The sequence below is a fragment of the Bosea sp. PAMC 26642 genome (assembly GCF_001562255.1).
Lineage (GTDB): Bacteria > Pseudomonadota > Alphaproteobacteria > Rhizobiales > Beijerinckiaceae > Allobosea.
Map to the genome: position 1 here is coordinate 3815096 of NZ_CP014301.1, position 16445 is coordinate 3831540.

The 16445-nt window shown below is 65.0% G+C and carries 16 protein-coding genes; 4 read left to right on the plus strand and 12 right to left on the minus strand.

Annotated features, from left to right (window positions below; all coding sequences use genetic code 11):
* Positions 1–119 precede the first annotated feature (119 nt).
* Positions 120–1163, plus strand: coding sequence for a GTPase ObgE (gene obgE, locus AXW83_RS18385; protein WP_066615754.1), 1044 nt, complete (start codon positions 120–122; stop codon positions 1161–1163).
* A 78-nt stretch (positions 1164–1241) separates the two neighbouring features.
* Positions 1242–1574, plus strand: a complete 333-nt coding sequence (locus AXW83_RS18390; RefSeq protein WP_066615757.1) for a hypothetical protein — start codon at positions 1242–1244, stop codon at positions 1572–1574.
* Here AXW83_RS18390 and AXW83_RS18395 read toward each other — a convergent pair.
* The 6 genes from AXW83_RS18395 to AXW83_RS18420 all read right to left on the minus strand — a co-directional run bounded on the left by AXW83_RS18395 (position 1547) and on the right by AXW83_RS18420 (position 8166).
* On the minus strand, positions 1547–2593 hold the full coding sequence (locus AXW83_RS18395; RefSeq protein ID WP_066615759.1) for a DUF2955 domain-containing protein: 1047 nt from the start codon (positions 2591–2593) through the stop codon (positions 1547–1549). The genes AXW83_RS18390 and AXW83_RS18395 overlap by 28 nt on opposite strands.
* Complete coding sequence (locus tag AXW83_RS18400; RefSeq protein ID WP_066615761.1) at positions 2583–3698, minus strand: HlyD family secretion protein; 1116 nt, start codon at positions 3696–3698, stop codon at positions 2583–2585. Before AXW83_RS18400 ends, AXW83_RS18395 begins: the two co-directional genes overlap by 11 nt.
* Complete coding sequence (locus AXW83_RS18405; RefSeq protein ID WP_066615763.1) at positions 3688–4230, minus strand: transporter suffix domain-containing protein; 543 nt, start codon at positions 4228–4230, stop codon at positions 3688–3690. Before AXW83_RS18405 ends, AXW83_RS18400 begins: the two co-directional genes overlap by 11 nt.
* A 68-nt stretch (positions 4231–4298) precedes the next feature.
* Entirely contained in the window at positions 4299–4742 is a 444-nt protein-coding gene (locus tag AXW83_RS18410; RefSeq protein WP_066615767.1) for a hypothetical protein, read from the minus strand.
* A 38-nt stretch (positions 4743–4780) separates the two neighbouring features.
* A complete protein-coding gene (locus tag AXW83_RS18415; protein ID WP_066615769.1) occupies positions 4781–5944 on the minus strand; it encodes an alpha/beta hydrolase in 1164 nt (387 codons plus the stop codon).
* 14 nt (positions 5945–5958) lie between these two features.
* Entirely contained in the window at positions 5959–8166 is a 2208-nt protein-coding gene (locus tag AXW83_RS18420) for a mechanosensitive ion channel domain-containing protein (RefSeq protein ID WP_168166120.1), read from the minus strand.
* Between the two features lie 482 nt (positions 8167–8648).
* On the opposite strand from AXW83_RS18420, the gene AXW83_RS18425 reads away from it, so the two are divergent.
* Positions 8649–9494, plus strand: a complete 846-nt coding sequence (locus AXW83_RS18425) for a hypothetical protein (protein ID WP_066615774.1) — start codon at positions 8649–8651, stop codon at positions 9492–9494.
* On the opposite strand, the gene AXW83_RS18430 is transcribed toward AXW83_RS18425, so the two are convergent.
* Together AXW83_RS18430 and AXW83_RS18435 are read right to left on the minus strand one after the other, a co-directional pair.
* Positions 9444–9965 (minus strand): hypothetical protein, encoded by a 522-nt coding sequence (locus AXW83_RS18430; protein WP_066615775.1) that lies wholly within the window; start codon positions 9963–9965, stop codon positions 9444–9446. The two genes, AXW83_RS18425 and AXW83_RS18430, sit on opposite strands and share 51 nt — an antisense overlap.
* A 273-nt stretch (positions 9966–10238) precedes the next feature.
* Positions 10239–12719, minus strand: a complete 2481-nt coding sequence (locus AXW83_RS18435; protein ID WP_066615777.1) for a methyl-accepting chemotaxis protein — start codon at positions 12717–12719, stop codon at positions 10239–10241.
* Between the two features lie 296 nt (positions 12720–13015).
* On the opposite strand from AXW83_RS18435, the gene AXW83_RS18440 reads away from it, so the two are divergent.
* Positions 13016–13429 (plus strand): DUF2177 family protein, encoded by a 414-nt coding sequence (locus tag AXW83_RS18440; protein ID WP_082767522.1) that lies wholly within the window; start codon positions 13016–13018, stop codon positions 13427–13429.
* 10 nt (positions 13430–13439) lie between these two features.
* On the opposite strand, the gene AXW83_RS18445 is transcribed toward AXW83_RS18440, so the two are convergent.
* From AXW83_RS18445 to AXW83_RS18460, 4 genes are read right to left on the minus strand one after another with little or no spacing between them, the layout of a single operon-like run.
* Positions 13440–14465: an SAM-dependent methyltransferase gene (locus AXW83_RS18445; protein WP_066615780.1), complete on the minus strand. Its 1026-nt coding sequence runs from the start codon at positions 14463–14465 to the stop codon at positions 13440–13442.
* Positions 14462–15265, minus strand: a complete 804-nt coding sequence (locus AXW83_RS18450) for a DUF1295 domain-containing protein (RefSeq protein WP_066615782.1) — start codon at positions 15263–15265, stop codon at positions 14462–14464. The genes AXW83_RS18445 and AXW83_RS18450 overlap by 4 nt, the downstream gene beginning before the upstream one ends.
* Positions 15262–15885: a ChrR family anti-sigma-E factor gene (locus AXW83_RS18455; protein WP_066615784.1), complete on the minus strand. Its 624-nt coding sequence runs from the start codon at positions 15883–15885 to the stop codon at positions 15262–15264. Before AXW83_RS18455 ends, AXW83_RS18450 begins: the two co-directional genes overlap by 4 nt.
* Complete coding sequence (locus tag AXW83_RS18460; protein WP_236841709.1) at positions 15882–16424, minus strand: sigma-70 family RNA polymerase sigma factor; 543 nt, start codon at positions 16422–16424, stop codon at positions 15882–15884. The genes AXW83_RS18455 and AXW83_RS18460 overlap by 4 nt, the downstream gene beginning before the upstream one ends.
* Positions 16425–16445 lie beyond the last annotated feature (21 nt).

The window sequence follows — 16445 nt, forward strand, 5'->3', positions numbered from 1 at the left end:
ATTCCATCGGGATCACCAGGCCGGCCAGCCATGGCCGGCGAGCTTAGCGGCAGGAGCGATGGGGAAGGCGGTTGCGCTGCCGCATTGCCCTTCCGGCTCCATCCCACTACTGAGAGGCCATGAAATTCCTCGACCAGGCAAAAATCTATGTGAAGGCGGGCGACGGCGGCGCGGGCTGCGTCTCCTTCCGCCGTGAAAAGTTCATCGAGTTCGGCGGGCCCAATGGCGGCGATGGCGGGCGCGGCGGCGATGTCGTGATCGAATGCGTGCAGGGTCTCAACACCCTGATCGACTTCCGCTTCCAGCAGCATTTCAAGGCCAAGATCGGCGGGCACGGCATGGGCGCCGACAGGCACGGCGCCAATGGCGAGACCAAGGTTCTGAAGGTGCCGCCGGGCACGCAGATCTTCGACGAGGACGGCGAGACGCTGGTCGCCGACCTGACAGAAGCCGGCCAGCGCTTCGTGCTGTGCAAGGGCGGAAATGGCGGCTTCGGCAACGCCTATTTCAAGAGCGCCACCAACCAGGCGCCGCGCCATGCCAATCCCGGCCTGATCGGCGAGGAGCGCTGGGTCTGGCTGCGGCTGAAGCTGATCGCCGATGCCGGGCTGGTCGGCTTGCCTAATGCCGGCAAGTCGACCTTCCTGGCCACGGTGACGGCGGCCAAGCCCAAGATCGCGGATTACCCGTTTACGACGCTGCATCCGGGGCTCGGCGTCGTGCGGGTCGACGGGCGCGAGATGGTGCTGGCGGATATTCCCGGCCTGATCGAGGGCGCCCATGAGGGCCACGGGCTGGGCGACCGGTTCCTCGGCCATGTCGAGCGCTGCCGCGTGCTGCTGCATCTGGTCGAGGGCACCTGCGACCATGCCGGCAAGGCCTACAAGACCGTGCGGAACGAGCTCGCTCTTTATGGCGAGGGGCTCGACGAGAAGCCCGAAATCGTGGCTCTGTCGAAGGTCGATGCGCTGTCTCCGAAACTGCTCAAGGAGCAGGTCGCAAGGCTAAAGCGGGCGGCCAAGCGTATGCCGATCGTGCTGTCGTCGGCGTCTGGCGAGGGTGTCGAGGCGGCGCTGCGGGCACTGTTCTCCTATGTCGAGGAGGCGCGCAGCGAAGAGGCGCGCGAGCAGGCTCCCGCCGAGGATGTCGGCTGGCGGCCTTAAGGGTTCGAATCCTTCTCGGGCCCGTCCTGGGCTTGTTCGCCCGGGCGCTGACGACAATGTTGACCACAGGAGGCGTCGTTGAAATGGACTCTCGCAATCGCGCTGCCCGTCGTGATGGCCGCCTGCCCCGCCTCGGCGCAAGCACCTGAGACTGTCTCTCCGAAGGCGCTTTATCAGATGGGAGCGGCGAGCGAGGCCGTGCTGCGATGTCCGGGTCTTCAGATCGCGGACAAGGGCTCGCAGGCTGAATCCTATCGCGACGCCAAAGCGAAAAGCATCTCATCGCGGGCCATGGTGATGGGCATCGACGACTTCAACAAGGAGTTCACGGCCGCCCATGCCAAGGGCCTCGAGAGCCGCGTCTGCGACAAGTACCTTCGCCGCTATCCCTCACTGCTGAGGCTGCGCTGAACCGGCTCGCGTAACCACAGCAAAGCGGTAGCGAGGACGGCATAGGCGACCGCGAGCGACACGAAGACGATCCGCGTCGAGAATGATTCCGGCGTGGATGTCGGGAGCGGCGACAGGCCCGTCCCGAACAGGATCAGGAACGTGGTCAGCGCCCCGCCATAGACCTTGCCGATCGGCAGGGGCGTCGCGGCGCGTCCTCCCAGCAATAGCCCGATCAGGAACGTGGTCAGAAAAAGCAGAAGCAGCGAGGGGCGGATATCGACGAATGTGAAGGCCAGCGATGCAAGCACGCCGCCGAGCAGGTTGACCGCGACGAGCCCGACAGAGGCGCGCGCGCTGGCCGCAAGATCGAGCTGGAGCAACAGGGAGGCGACCGTGATCGGGATCACGATCGCGGACGAGAACGCACTGTTGGTGAGGCACAGGGTGACCGCCCCGAGCAGGATGAGCGTATTGGCGAGCGCGCGTGCGATCGGGTCGGCGACAGGCGCAGGTTGTTGGGCGGGCCGGTCCGGTTCGCCGGCAGGCTCCGGCAGCACGGCATGAGCGAGCCACGATAGGGCGACCCCGCCCGCGCTGCCCTGAAACAGGATCATGATCATGCTTTGATCGAGGTCGCCGTGCAGGAGATCGAGAAGCGGCACCATGACCGAGATGACGAGCGACACAAACACCGCCGGCCCGCCCTTCCCCGAGGCCTGAAGAAAGAAGCACAGGAAGAAGAACATTCCCAGCAGGATGAGCAGCTGAACCGGCCGGCTGCCGAACACGCCGGTCATGACGATGAAAAACTGACCCAGCAGCAGGATCAGCCCGACCGTGCCAATCGCCTTGGCGACTGGCAGAGGCCGGGCACCGCCGAGGAGGAACTGCGCTGCGAATAGCGGGCCCAGGAACGGGATCACCGCTCCACTGCCGACGCCGACGGTCATTCCGACAGCGACTGCGAGGGCAACTCTCAGGCCGACCCGGCGCTGCCGAGCGACGACGGCGGTCCGGCTGACGGTGTCAGCTGGCATAGGTCAAGGCCGAGATGATCCTGATCCAGGCTGCCCCGAGCGCGTTGGCGGCAGGGTTCTTGCCGGTATAGACGACCACATTGACCTGCGACCCGAACCTGACCCGGCCCGGCAGATCGCCGTCGAAGATCAATCGGACCGGGAAGCGTTGCGGGTCGCGGATCCAGCCGCTGCTGTTGCGGATCGTCGGGAGCCCCGTGCTGGGATCAACATTGTTCTGCGAGACACCCCAGCCGACGCTCTCGACTTTCGCCTGAAACACGCTGCCGGGAAGCGCATCGATCACGATCTCGGCGCGATCGTCGCTCGACATATGCTCCAGGCTGTTTTCCTTGAAGTTCGCCGATATCCAGATCGAGCCCGCGTCGATGAAGCTCAATGCGGCCTGCCCCGCGCCGATGAACTGACCCGTGGCAAGCTGGAGGTTGGTGACGACGCCTGAAGCCGGCGCCACGACCGATGTGTGGAGCAGGTTGAGACGAGCCCGTTCGAGCTGCGCCAGCGCACCGCGCAACTGCGGATTGTCGTTGCCGGCCGGTCCGAGTTCCTGCCGCGCCTTTGCCAGATCGGCTTCCGCGCCGTTGACCGCCGCCCGGGCGCCCTCGAGGGCTGCGCGTGCCTCGTCGCCCTTCGCCTTGGCCGTGATTCCGCGTTGAACGAGTTCGAGCGTGCGCTGCGTCTGGGACTGGACATTCTCGAAATCCGCGCCGGCCTTGACCAGGCGCGCCTGCGCCGCCTCGACGGCGGCCGTGGATGCGCCGAGCGTCTGGCCGATGCGCTCGACCTGAGCCTGCGCCTCGGTGACCGCGATTTCAAAAGGCCGCGCATCGATCCTGAACAGAAGCTGCCCAGCCTCGACGCGGGCATTGTCGACCACGTTCACCTCGACCACGCGGCCCGATATGTCAGGCGCCATTCGCACGACATAAGCCTGGACGACGGCTTGTGACGACGATGGGGTCAGCCTCTCCATCGCGATGGAAAGCCCAAACAGAACCGCGATCATCCCGAAGACGACCCGTGCGACCCCGCGCAGGGGGTTCGCCGGCGCAGCCTTTCCGGCCGCCCCCGGCTCCGCCAACGTGGTCCGGCTGTCAGTGGACATGGGGCGCTTCCACCGGTTGCCGGGTGTCGACGACGACGGCCGTCCGGACGAAAAGTGCCCGGATCTTGTTCCAGAAATCACCGCCTAGAACGAAGAAGCTTGCGATCAGCATCACGTCGCCGAGCAGCTGAAGCTGCCAGAGATTGGGCCTCAGTCCCGGCCAGAACTGGTCGACATAAGGTTCCAGAGTCGCCGACAAGAGCGGCAGGCAGAACATCACCAGGCCGATCACATGGCGCGTCCGGCTGATCGGCCCCGAGGGCGTAAGGCTCTTGGCGTAGCCGAAGATCATCCCCTTCAACTGCTGGAACCCGGCTTTGCCCATGACGGCGATGCAGGTGAGCAGAAGGACCTTGTTCGCGATGAAGATCGCGCCCGTCATCGCGGCGATGCGCGGGCCCGGCACATTCATCGAAGCGGCGAGCGGCAGAAGCAGCCACAGCGCGAAGGCCGTGACAAAAATGCAGATGCCAAGCTTGAAGCGCCACCCGCCACCGTCAGAGGCAGCTGTCTCGGTCGTCACATTGGCCATGTCAAAGAACTCCCATCGAATTGCCACCAGATTGAGCCGGGCCGCCTCGTCGAGCGGCCGGCAGCGAGCTACTGCTTGAAACCGATGACCACACCGTCGGCGCCCAGGGAGACCTGGAGACCACGCCGCTGCGTGTTCAGCCGCAGCGTGACGCCCTTTGCGTTGCGCAGCCAGAGCCGGCCGCGCCCCTGATCGCCGATCGCCCATCCTTCGCGGAGCTGGACATAGGGGCCGACGAAGTCGTCGACCTGCTTGAGACCATAGACCGGGCCCGTGGCCACCAGGCGTGACGCGCCGATGCCGCCCACGCCCAGGCCGGCAACGGTGATGTCATAGGAGCGCCCGGCGAATTTGAGGGTGCCGCCGCCGATCGCGCCCGAGCCGATGAAAGCAACCTGCAACTGGCGGATGCTGACGGAGCCGCTCTTGGGGCCGAGATTGCGTTGCTGGGCAACGGCAGGGCCGCTCCAGACAAGGGCGGTGATGGCGATCGACAATATGGCCTTGAGCATGGTGTCTTCCTCCCGTGGTCGTTCTTTTGGGACAAGCATCAACGGCTGGCGCTCGTCAGGATCTTGATCGGTGCGCCGATGAGGGTGATCGGCAGGGAAACCAGCTTGCCGACCGTGCCTTCCACGGCACCGGGCGAAAGAGCCGGGTCTTCGGAACCGCCGCCGATACCATTCTCGAGTACCGCCGAGAGCTGGGGCGCGAACTCGGCCAGCTGCGCGAATTTGCCGTGGTTCGACGAATCGAGCGCCTTCACGTCGGTCAGATCGATGACGACCGCGCCGAGCGCGGCAAGCTCGTCATAATTCCCGTCGGCTCCAAGCCGGTTGCCGCCGCCAGCTATGAAGCTCGACGCTCGCAAAGCCTGATCGTCTTTGGACAGGACGATGTAGAAAGGCTTGCGCGGCTTTCCGAAGCGCCGCATCTGCGATTTGAAGACATCGACGTCGATATCGGGCGCCGCCAGAAAGACCAGTCCGAGCTTGCCGATCTGCGGGAGCGGGCCAGCAATCTTGATCTGCCGCAGCGCCTCGACTGTCACCCAGTTGCCCATCGAATGCGCGAGGATGTTCACCTGCTCGGCATCGCTGGCGAAGATAAGCCGGATCGTGCGTTCGAGGTCGTCCCGCGCGGTCGTCGCGCTGTTGGTATCGTAGACATATTGCGTGAGCGCGCCCCGCGAGGCCCAGGTGAACAGAACGGGGACGGCGGGCGCCTTGGAATCATGCACGACTTGTCCGAACCGATAGACGCTTTCGGCGAACATCGTGTTGTAGCCGTGGATGAACAACAAGACCTTGCGTTTGCCGCGGGGACGTGTCGCCAACTGCGCATTGAGGGAGCGCACGAACTCCTTCTCACCGTCGAGATAGGTGGCCTGCCGCACGACAAAATCGGTGTTCGCATTTCCGGGGGGTGCCGATGCCCACTCGATCTCGCCCGGCTTGTGCGCCTGCGGGACGGAAATTCCGATTTTGGCGAAGTCCAGCGATCGGCCGCGCTCGCCGCCGAACAATGTGCCTGGCCGATCGTCCCGCTTGCGCGTCGTCGCAACGAGCAGCGTGTGCTCGGTTCCAGATGTCGCCACTGTCACGGGGGCGAGGAAGCCGGTTTCCGGCCGGGAAGCACAGGCCGCGACGAGAGTGGCGAGCAACACTGAGAACAGGGCGGCTCGGCCGCAGCCCAGTGCGCGTCGGAAAGACATGGTTGCACGCGGTTTCATTGGGCGTCCCCCCCCGCCGAAAGCGCCATTTCCGCTCTCGATCGATTTTGTGCCGAACTGGCGGCTGCTGCGGCGGCGTGATCCGCTCCCGCACCGAGCGTCTGCACGGCAACCATCGAATCCGCGAACTCGATGCCGACGGTCGGGAAGGTCATGACCATGGTCTTGACCGCCACACGCTGAACATAGCTCGGTTGGATCGGTTTGACGGTGAATTTGAAGCGCACCAGGATCGCGTTGTCGAGGATGTCGGCAACGCCCTGCATCCGAAGCGGGTTGATGAAGTCGTTGGCAAATTCGGGGTCCGCCTGCATCTCGTCGCCGATCTTCTTGACCGTCTTGCGAAGCTTTTCCAGATCGGTATCGCGCTTGAAGCGCAGGTTGAACTTTACCGTCGCCCAGTCGCGGCTGAAATTGGTGATCTGCCCCAATTGCCCGAACGGGATCGTATGCACCTGGCCGTTCTGGTGGCGCAGGCGTATCGATCTCAGCGTGAAGCCCTCGACCGAGCCCTTCGCCTTGCCGCAATCGATGTATTCGCCGATCCGGAAGGCGTCGTCGCTCAGATAGAAAATACCCGAGACGATGTCGCGCACGAGTGCCTGACTGCCGAAAGACAGTGCAAGGCCGAACACCGAGGCCCCGGCCAGAAGCGGGGCGATGTTGATGCCGATCTCCGAGAGGACGACGAGCAGCGCCAGCACGCTGATCACGATGGCGAGCACCACCCTCAGCAGCGGCAGCATGGTCGCGAGGCGGGAACCGGCGCCTCCTCCCCCCTCTGCCGCCGAGATATCGATGGCCGACGCGGACGGCGGGCGCGTGAAGACGTCCACCAACTCCCAGGCGACGAAGGCGAGGAAGAGCGTGACGGCCGTCGCCAGGGACGAGCGTGCCAGAGCCCGCCAACCCTGTTCGTCGACCAGAGCGAAGACATCCACGATCCAGCTTTGCGCGACCATGACCGCAAGCGCGAGGAAGATGGCCGTTCTGCAGCAGCGCACGATGACATGGGTCAGGCCGCGACGGGCGGGCTGGGGTCCTACGTCCGGAAGCGCGTCCGCTTCTGCCACGATGGAGCCGGCTGCCGGGCGTGCCCGCGTCAGGTAGCGTGTCAGCGTCTGAAACAGGATCAGCGCGATCAGCGCATTGAGCGTCAACAGCACGGCGTTCGGAACGGTGTATCGGGCGACGATCGCTCCATAGATCTGCGTCAGGCCCAAAGCCAGAAACAGCGGGACAGCCACCCCGAGCCAATGTGTGCCGAGCCGGCTTCCCCAGCTGGTCTGTGCGCCCGACAGATCGGCAAGCCACCGGCCGATGGCGCCGCGCGAGCGCAGGGCCATCCAGAAGACGAAGCTCAGCACCGTGGCGGTCACGACGATCTGGCCGGCCGCGACCGCCTCGGGCGGGGTACCCGTCGCAATCAGCAGCCGGATCACGATCCGCAAGCTCATGATCAGCAGCACGACGAGCGCGATACGTCTGTAGACGGCGATCGCCTCGGCATCGTCCATTGCCGCCAGCCGCGCGCTGGCCAGTCCCGGACGCAGGACGAACCGGAAGGCCAGCATGTAGAGCCGCCAGGCAAAGACGCCTGCAAGAATGGCGGCGGCCAGCTTGTCCTGCCCGACGCCGCGGGAAAACCAGATGCCGATCGCCCCGTAGCTGGCGAGCCAGACAGCCGCGACGGCGATCACATCCAGGGCGAGAATGCCGATGATCGGCAGGATCGCGCGCGGCCCTGGCGTATAGGCGGCCCTCTGCCCGAGCCGTACCCGCAGCCCCGCGGATAGCGCGGCCACGACCTTCTCCATCGCCAGTGCCAGGGCTACGGACATGATCAGGAGCACAAGAAAGGCCGCCAATCCGCGACCGTCGCCGGCATTGACGATAAGCCGTGGAAAATCCGCCAATCGCCGGCCAAGTTCGGGGAAAGCCGCCAGAGCGGCGGCGGCACTGCCGACGAATTGCGCGACCCGCTCTTCAAGCGGATCGGGCGTCTGGATCGAGGTCGGCTCCGCAGGCGATATCTTCTCGGGGACTGGCGGGGCTGTCTTCAGTTTCTCGACGACAGACTGGCCGATCGCGTCGACGAGCGCATCGAACTGTTCCTTGCTGATGCCGGCAGGAGGAGCCGCAGTTTGGGAGAGCGCCAGCCCTGTCAGGGCGGGCAGGAACAAAAAGAGACAAAATAAAGGCAAGAGTATCTTTTTTGATATTGTCGGAAAATATGACAGATTATTAAAATAATATCTCGGAGAGATCGGCAATAAGCAACGACTTATCAAGTCGACAAGCTTCAAAGCCATCTTATCCATAACATCGAGCAATGACTGATTTACATTCATTGCCACAACCCATAGAAAATGCCTGCGTATCGATGCATAACGGCGCCAAATCCGAATTAGACAGTCAAGTGAAATTATTTGCCTTGATTCCATCACTCAGAGACGGCTTGAGTTTCTTCGATTTGAATTCGAGTTGGACGGCCGATAACCTTGTCGAGCCGAAGCTAGTTTAAAGGCCCCGCGTCGACAAGTTGGGGTTTCGGGCAAAGGGAGGGTTTCCTCTGGCTTTCCGCCAGCGGCTCGTTGCGGGCCAGGGGCCACCGATCACGAGGCGGACCGTCATGGCAGCAGGCAGGTTAGCGAAATCGTCCGGATGTCGGCGGCGCGGAACGCTCGTGGTCGTTGCAATCCTACTTGCACCCCGGATCGGTTTTGCTGCCGAGACGCCACTGCCCGATGCACCCGAGACGCCTCCGTCAAACGCGCTCCCCGCCATTTACCTCGACGTGTCCGCGACCCTGTCGAGATCGCCGGGAAACAGCTTCGTCATCGGCCGTCGCGGTTTCTTCTCGCTCACGGACAGCGCCAGCAAAAGCCTCTCGCTGGACGTACCCTTGACCATCGACGTGACGGACGCCCTGACCATCTATGCCGGCAGCAATTTCAGCAGTACGGCGACCGCGTCCTCGCCCTGGTCTCAATTGGCCGCCGGCAGCTTCACCACCGGGTTCGACTACACCTTCGCCGAGCAGACCCGCCTGCTGCCCGAACTGTCGGTCTCGGGCTCCGTATCCCGGCCTGTTCACATCCCCGTCGGCACCGCCATGACGACGACCTGGTCGGGGGGGATCGATGCGGACTACGCGTTCGACGAGGACGGCACGAGGGGTCTGATCGGTGGCGTTGCCCTGACCTATGTCGCGGTCAATTCGGGGCCGGGCCGGGTCGAGCCGGTCTATGGCGGTTACCTCGGCGCCTACAGGCAGTGGGAAGGGGGCTGGAAGCTGACGGGCAAGAGCGGCTATGCGATCTTCGGCGGCGGCAGTCTGGGGACGATCATCCGCGCCAGGCCGGTCAGGCAAATATTCGCGACACTGGAAGTCGAAAAATACGACGCAGCCGACAACAAGATTTTCGGTCTCGGGTTGGCAGGCGCGCTTTCGCGGAGCGTCAACGAAAAAACGAACGTGTCAGTCCAGCTCATGCTCTCTGTCCCGATCTACATGCTGTCCAGGCGGTAGAATTTCGCGATCCGGCGTGTCCTCGATAGCCTTCCCCAGCCGGTCCAGCTCCAGCGAATAGCAGAACAGGGCGAACAGGACCCCCAAAACGACCAGGCCTTTGACCAGCGTCTGGTCGATCGAGGGCAATGTGTCCAGCTCGGGCAGGTGCCGGAAAAACAGCGCCGAAAACACGGCGCCGCCGAAGAAGAAACTGACGCGACTGGCAAACTGGACGAGATGGCCGATGAACGGGCTGTGGAAAGGCGCTTGGAGCGTGACCCAGCGGTATCGCGCCCAATAGGCCCCGTGGAGGACCACCGTACCCAGGCAGATTTCCACCTCGATGAGATGACTCACATCCTGAGGCTTGCCGATTTGCGTGATCATCTGGTGAAACAGCGGGAATATCACCCAGAACAGAAACGTCGCAGCGGCGGTCTGCGTAGCCAATAGAAATAGGTATATTTTGTTCTGTCCAGCCGAAGCCATGCGTGAGCCGCAGTTCATGCTCCGAGGGTAGGCAGCCCCAAAGATTTTGGCAAGATTTGCACGGCCGCTGACCGCCCGCTCTTCAAGCCAGCCATTTTAGTGCAGTCAAACGGCCGGACCAGCAGCGCAGTCCAAATGCGGGCGCTGGGCTTTCATGACCCGAGGCTTGCTTCTCCTGCCAAAGCGCTGACCGCCGTCAGTGCGGCCGAACCGGAATTCCCGGCTCGATGCCGTGCATGACATCGCTGCCAAGCAATCTCCCACGCCCGCCGCTCAGAACTCTTCCCATCCCGCATCGCTTGCGCGTCCGCCTGCTGCGGCCTTGCGGGCGGGCGATGCTGCGGGGGCGGGCCGGGCGGGGGCTGCCGCCCTTGCCGGCGGAGCCGGCCTGGGTTGGGCAAAGGCGGCCTCTGCGAGCTTGCGCAGGCGTTCGGGCTCGCCGGCTGGGCTGGTGCTTCGGCCGGGCGCGTCCTGGCCGGTCCTGAACGCCGCGACGAGGTCGTTGAGCTGGCCGATCTTGCCGGTGAGCGAGCCCGCCGAGGCCGCGCTCTGTTCCGCGAGTGCCGCGTTCTGCTGCGTCATCTCGTCGAGATGGGCCACCGCCTGGCTCATCTCGTCGATGCCGTTGGCCTGCTCGGCCGAGGCCGTCGAGATCTCGGCGATGGTCGAGGCGACCTTGCGCGAGGCCTCGAGGATGCGGGCCAGTTGCTCGCCGGCCTGGCGCACGAGCTTGACGCCGCCGGTGACCTCCTCGTTCGAGGACGAGATCAGGCCGGAGATGTCCTTGGCCGCCGAGGACGAGCGCTGCGCCAGCGTGCGCACCTCGCTGGCCACGACCGCAAAGCCCTTGCCGGCGTCGCCGGCGCGCGCGGCTTCCACCGCCGCGTTCAGGGCGAGCAGATTGGTCTGGAAGGCGATGTCGTCGATCACCCGGATGATGTCGGAGATCTTCTGCGAGGCCGTCTCGATGCGCGCCATCGCCGCCACGGCTTCAGTCGCGATCGCGCCGCCGCTTTGGGCCGCCTGCATCGCCTCGTCGGCGATCGTCGCCGCCTGGCGCGCACCCTGCGCCGAGGCCTTCACCGAGGCCGCGAGTTCCTCGGTCGTGGCGGCGGTCTCCTCCAGGCTCGAGGCCTGCTCCTCGGTGCGCTTCGACAGGTCGTCGGCGCCCATGTTGATCTCGCGTGCCGCCAGACCGACATCCGAGGAGGTCGTCTGGATCGTCCGAACCGTCGAGGACAGCCGATCCACCGTCTCGTTGATCGCGCCCTTAAGCTCGGCGAACTTGCCGAGGTAGCCTGTCTCGATCCGGCTCGTCAGATCGCCGCCGGCCACAGCCTGCAAGGCCAATGCGAACTCGCTCGTCGCACTGTCGACCACCGCGTTGATCTCGTTGATGCCTTCGACAAGTTCCTTGAGCGGGCCTTCGACCGCGCCGGCATCGGCCGACTGTGAAAAGTCGCCGGCGCGCGCGGCGGCCACGATCGTGGCGACGTCGCGGACCAGCGCCTGCGTATTGGCTGCCTGCTCGGCGTCGGCGCGCAGACCCGTTTCCCGGTTCTGCCGGCTGGATTCGAGTTCGAGCGCGCTCCTGCGGTAGCTTTCGAGCCCACCGCTCAGGGCACCGATCTCGTCGGCATAGGGAGCCGACGGAACCGGCTGCGAGAAGTCGCCGGCCTGCATCCCGACCAGCGCCGCATTCAGCGACACCAGCGGCCTGGCGATGCGCCGCTGCACGCCGCGCCAGCTCATGACACAAAGGATCAGCAGCCCGACGAGCAGGCCTCCCATCACCGCAAGCTTGGTCCAGGCCCAGCTCAGCTGGCTGCTGGCGACGGTCTCCATATCGTCGAGCGACTGCACCACGGCAGCCACGATCGATGTGAACGGCGCATTGCACTGCTTCGTCCACTCCTCCGCCCCGATCACCGATCCGGCGCCCTGGCCGAGTTTTCCGACGAGGCCGTCCATCGCTGTATTCGCCGCCTCGACCTCGCTGGCCATGACGCCGACCTTGCGGGCGAGTTCGGGCGAGACGCCGGCGCGTGCGCCGAGCTGTTTCAACTGGGCGAGGCTGGCATTGGTCGCGCCGCGCAATTCGCCGAGTGCGCGCTGCTGTGCCGGTTCGAGCGCCTTTCCGGAGCCAAGCGCGGGCCGCAGGACCGAGCATTGCGTGCCGTAGCTCGAACGGACGCGCCAGCCGGCGGATTTGAACGCCTGCAGGTCGGCCAGCACGGGATCGGCCAGCCGCACCGCAGTCGACGTGGCGTCAGATGCCTTGAGGATCGCGCTTTCGATGTCGCCGACGCCATTGTACCAGGGCATCGTTGCGGCCAGAGTGCGTTGCGGCTTCGGCTTGGAGGCCTCGGCATACATCTCGGGGAGCTTTGTTTCGGTCTGCTTCTCCCGCTCGGAAATGCCGTCCGCGAGCGCGATCCTGTCAGGCAGGTCGGTTGCCTGCAGTTTCGCGACCGCGTTCGCAAGTTCTTTACGGTTGGCCTGTTCGACGGTTTTGATGATGGCCGTCGCATCGTCGCTGGCCTGGACGCTGGTCTGGGCCTGGCCGCGATTGGTCCGGATGGCGTTGCCTGCCAGGAGAAGGGCGCGATCTGCTCCGACCAGCGTCGATAGCCGCGTATTGGTCTGGACATCCACGACGGTATCCTGCGCCAGATAGGTCAAGGCGCCGACGCCGGGAATGCAGATGCAGGCCATCGTGGCGAGCAGATAGTGCTTGATCGAGGTCGAGAACATCTCGGGTCGCTTTCGAACTGCATCGGCCGATACGACGACCATTTCGACCGGGCAGCGGCATTGACCTCGCCTCGATCGTGCAATCTTGCGACGGCATCCGTTAAAATTCGTTCAAGCCGGCCGCAATTCCGGATGGCGGGCCGGACTGCTCATCGACGCCGCCGGGGCGAATTGGCCGCTCGCAATCCCGGCCTGGCCGATCGGATTTGCGACCTGGACGGTTCGGGCATCCGGCCGCGATACTGAACCAGTTCGAAACACCCGGCGTATCTCCATGAATTGCCATGGAGGTCATCATGCAGTTCGTCGCCGGCTACATCGCCTTCCTCGTTGCCTTCGGAATCTGCGATGCCATCTGGCTCGGTACGATGGCGGCCAAATTGTACCGGCCGGCGCTGGGCGACCTGATCGTCGAACAGGTGCGCTACGCACCCGCGGCACTGTTTTATTTCGGCTTCCCGCTCGGCGTGGTTCACTTCGCGCTCATGCCGGCCCTGCGGGATGGAAACCCGACCTCAGCGCTGTTGAACGGCGCGCTGATCGGCCTGCTGGCCTATGCCACCTACGACCTGACGAACTACGCCACGCTGCGCCCCTGGACGCTGACGATAACGCTCGCGGATCTCGTCTACGGCACGGTTGCCGTCGGCCTGTGTACCTGGATCGCCTATGGCGCGGTCCGTCTCGCCACCGGCTGGGGCTGGGTCTGAAATCGACCTGTCAGCCAGCGGCGCGCAGCCTGTAATGATGGACGCCCCAAGCATCGCCGCCGTCATGGCCGAACAATCCGCTCGTGGCCAGAAAGAACAGGCGCCAGCGCCGGCGCCATAAAGGCGCCTCCGCGCCATAGACCTGGCGCAAGATCGGATCGATCGCGGCCAGGTTCCGATCGAAGTTCGCCAGCCAGCCCTCGGCGGTCGCCCGGTAGTGCGCGCCGCTCCAGCGCCATTCCGCCTCGACCGTGAAAAGGTCGGGAAACTGATGCGCCAGCGTCGCGCTCGGCATCAGGCCGCCCGTAAAGAAATGCTGCGCGATCCAGTCGCCCGTATCCCCGGCATCGAAGCGGTAGCAGCCCTGCATGTGGGCGAAGACATGGATGAAGAGCCGTCCGTCGGGCTTCAGCCAGCCGCGGATGCGTCCGAGAAGCGTGCGCCAGTTCGCCATGTGCTCGAACATCTCCACCGAGACGACACGGTCGAAGCGCTCCTCCGTGACGAAATCGTTCATGTCGGCCGTGACGACCCGCAGGTTGACGAGGTTCCGCCGCTTGGCCTGTTGCTCGATGAAGGCGCGCTGCGAGGCCGAATTGGAGACCGAGACGATGCGCGCATGTGGATAGTGCTCTGCCATCCACAATGACAGCGAGCCCCAGCCGCAACCGAGCTCGAGGATATCCTGCCCGTCGGCGAGATCGGCATGCTCCGCCGTCAACCCCAAGGCGGTCTCTTCCGCCACCGCAAGCGTGTCCCCGGCATTGGCGTAATAGCAGCAGGAGTATTTGCGTCGCGGGCCGAGCACCGCGTCGAAGAAAGCGGCCGGCACTTCGTAGTGCTGGGCGTTGGCCGCGTCGGTGTGAAGCGCGATCGGGAAGTCCACCATATCGCGGGCGAAGGTAGCGGCGTCTGTGGATTGTGCTGTGAGCGAACGGTCCGTGCGCCCGACCAGCGAGGCGATTACCATGCGGCTGATCGCATCGGGCACGGGCAATCCTTCGCCCCAGTTCGAGAGCCTCTGCATGATCGTCATGGCGTCGCCCCTCTCGGCGGCAGCGGAACGAGCGCACTGGTTCGGCTCTGGTAGTCGCGATAGGCCTGCCCGTGCTTGGCGATCATGTGCTCCTCCAGAGGCGGGATGCCGGAGATGCGTGTGAGCAGCAGCGTCATGCAGGCCGGCGCCAACACTGCAAACCAGCCCCAGGCATGGCCGGCTGCAGCAGCCATCACCGCATAGGAGCACCAGAGCAGGCATTCGAAGAAGTAGTTGGGGTGCCGCGACCAGCGCCACAGGCCGCGATCGCAGACCCCGCCGCTGCCCGAGCGGGCGAAGGCTCGAAGTTGCCCATCCGCAATGGCGCCGCCCGCGAGGCCGGCAGCGAAGACGAGGACGCCGGCGAGATCCTGCCAGCCCAGCGCGGGCGCGGGGTTATGCGCCGCCAGAACGATCCCCAGCGCCAGCGGGATGCTGACGAGCGCCTGCATCTGGAGCAGTCTCGCCATCTGGCGCGGCGCATCGCTGCCCCAGTCGCGCTTGAGCTTCGCATAGCGCGGATCCTCGGCGATGCCGCTCGTCCGGCGCGCAATGTGCAGGCCGAGCCGGAGCGCCCAGGCGAGCGCAAGCCCTGCCACCAGCAGCCGTCGCGACATCGGCCCTGCCCCGAACGGGAGCAGCGCGCCGGCAATCCCGGTCGTGCCGAGCCCGAAGGTCCAGACCACGTCGATCCAGCCGGAATTGCCGGAGCGGCGTTCGATCAGCGTCGCGAGCGCCATGAAGGCCGACATCGCCACGGCCGCGAAAACCACGGCGGCGGCGAAGGACGCGATGGTCACAGCCGCACCAAAGGTTGCAAGAGCCGCCCGAGCCAGCCCTGGAACAGGACATTCCCGGTCAAGGCGACGATGCAGGTGCACCCCTCGACCGGATCGACGCGCGGCGTGTGGTAATGATCGGCGTCGGCTTCGTCGAAGTCGCCGGCCGCATAGCGCCCGTATTCGTGCTCATAGGCGCCCGACAGGATCGTGGTCCATTCGAGCCCGCTATGCTTGTGGCGAGGCAATGCGATGCCGGGCCCGGCGCGCAGCATGAAGACGCGCGCCTGCGCGCCGGGAACCTCGACGCGCCGCATCGCGACGCGGATGCCGATCGGGCGCCACGGGCCGAGGCCATAGGGGACCAGAACTCGTGGAGTGCCGGCCTCGGGCGTGGAAGGACTGCTCGATTGCGAAGCGGCCTGATCGACAGCATTCAAATCCCGCGGGCCAGCATCCATGGCAACCGGCTCGGCGGAGTCGAGGAATGCACCCTGCACGGCCTGCAGGTCCCGCAGCCGCTGCCGGCTCTCGGGATCGGCCTCGACATGGCAGGCGACGACGAGTGCAAGACCTTCGTCGAGCTGTCCCGCCGCGAAGGCGGCGAGCGTCTCATCGGACGGGCGATAAACGGTGCTCATCGCAGATCCTCCAGCCGATCGCGCAGATGCGACAGCGCCAGCCGCAGCCGCGACTTCACCGTGCCGAGGGGGATGGCGAGGCGATGGGCGACGTCCTGGTGGCTGAAGCCCTCCAGGAAGGCGAGTTCGACGACGCGATATTGGTCGGCGGAGAGCCGTGTCATCGCAGCCCGCACCCGCGCATCGCGCTCGGCCCCGGACAGTGTCGCATCAGGTTGTTCGGGTGTTTCTTCATCCAGGATCTCGTAAACTTGGGACAGCCGCGACCGGGTTTCCCGGCGGGCGATGTCGATACGCAGGTTGCGTGCGATCGTTGCGATCCAGGTCGATGCGCTCGCTTTCGCGGGGTCGAACAGCGCTGCCTTGCGCCACACGGCCAGCAGCGTTTCCTGGGCGATTTCCTCGGCGAGTTCGGCCGAGGTTCCGCCACGCATGAGCAGACCCTTAACGCGCGGAGCGAAATGGTCGAACAGCGCGACGAAGGCTGCCCGGTCGCCCGAGCGCGCGATCGCGGCAATCAATTCATTGGGGTCGAACAAGACGAAGAACCGACCTCCCTG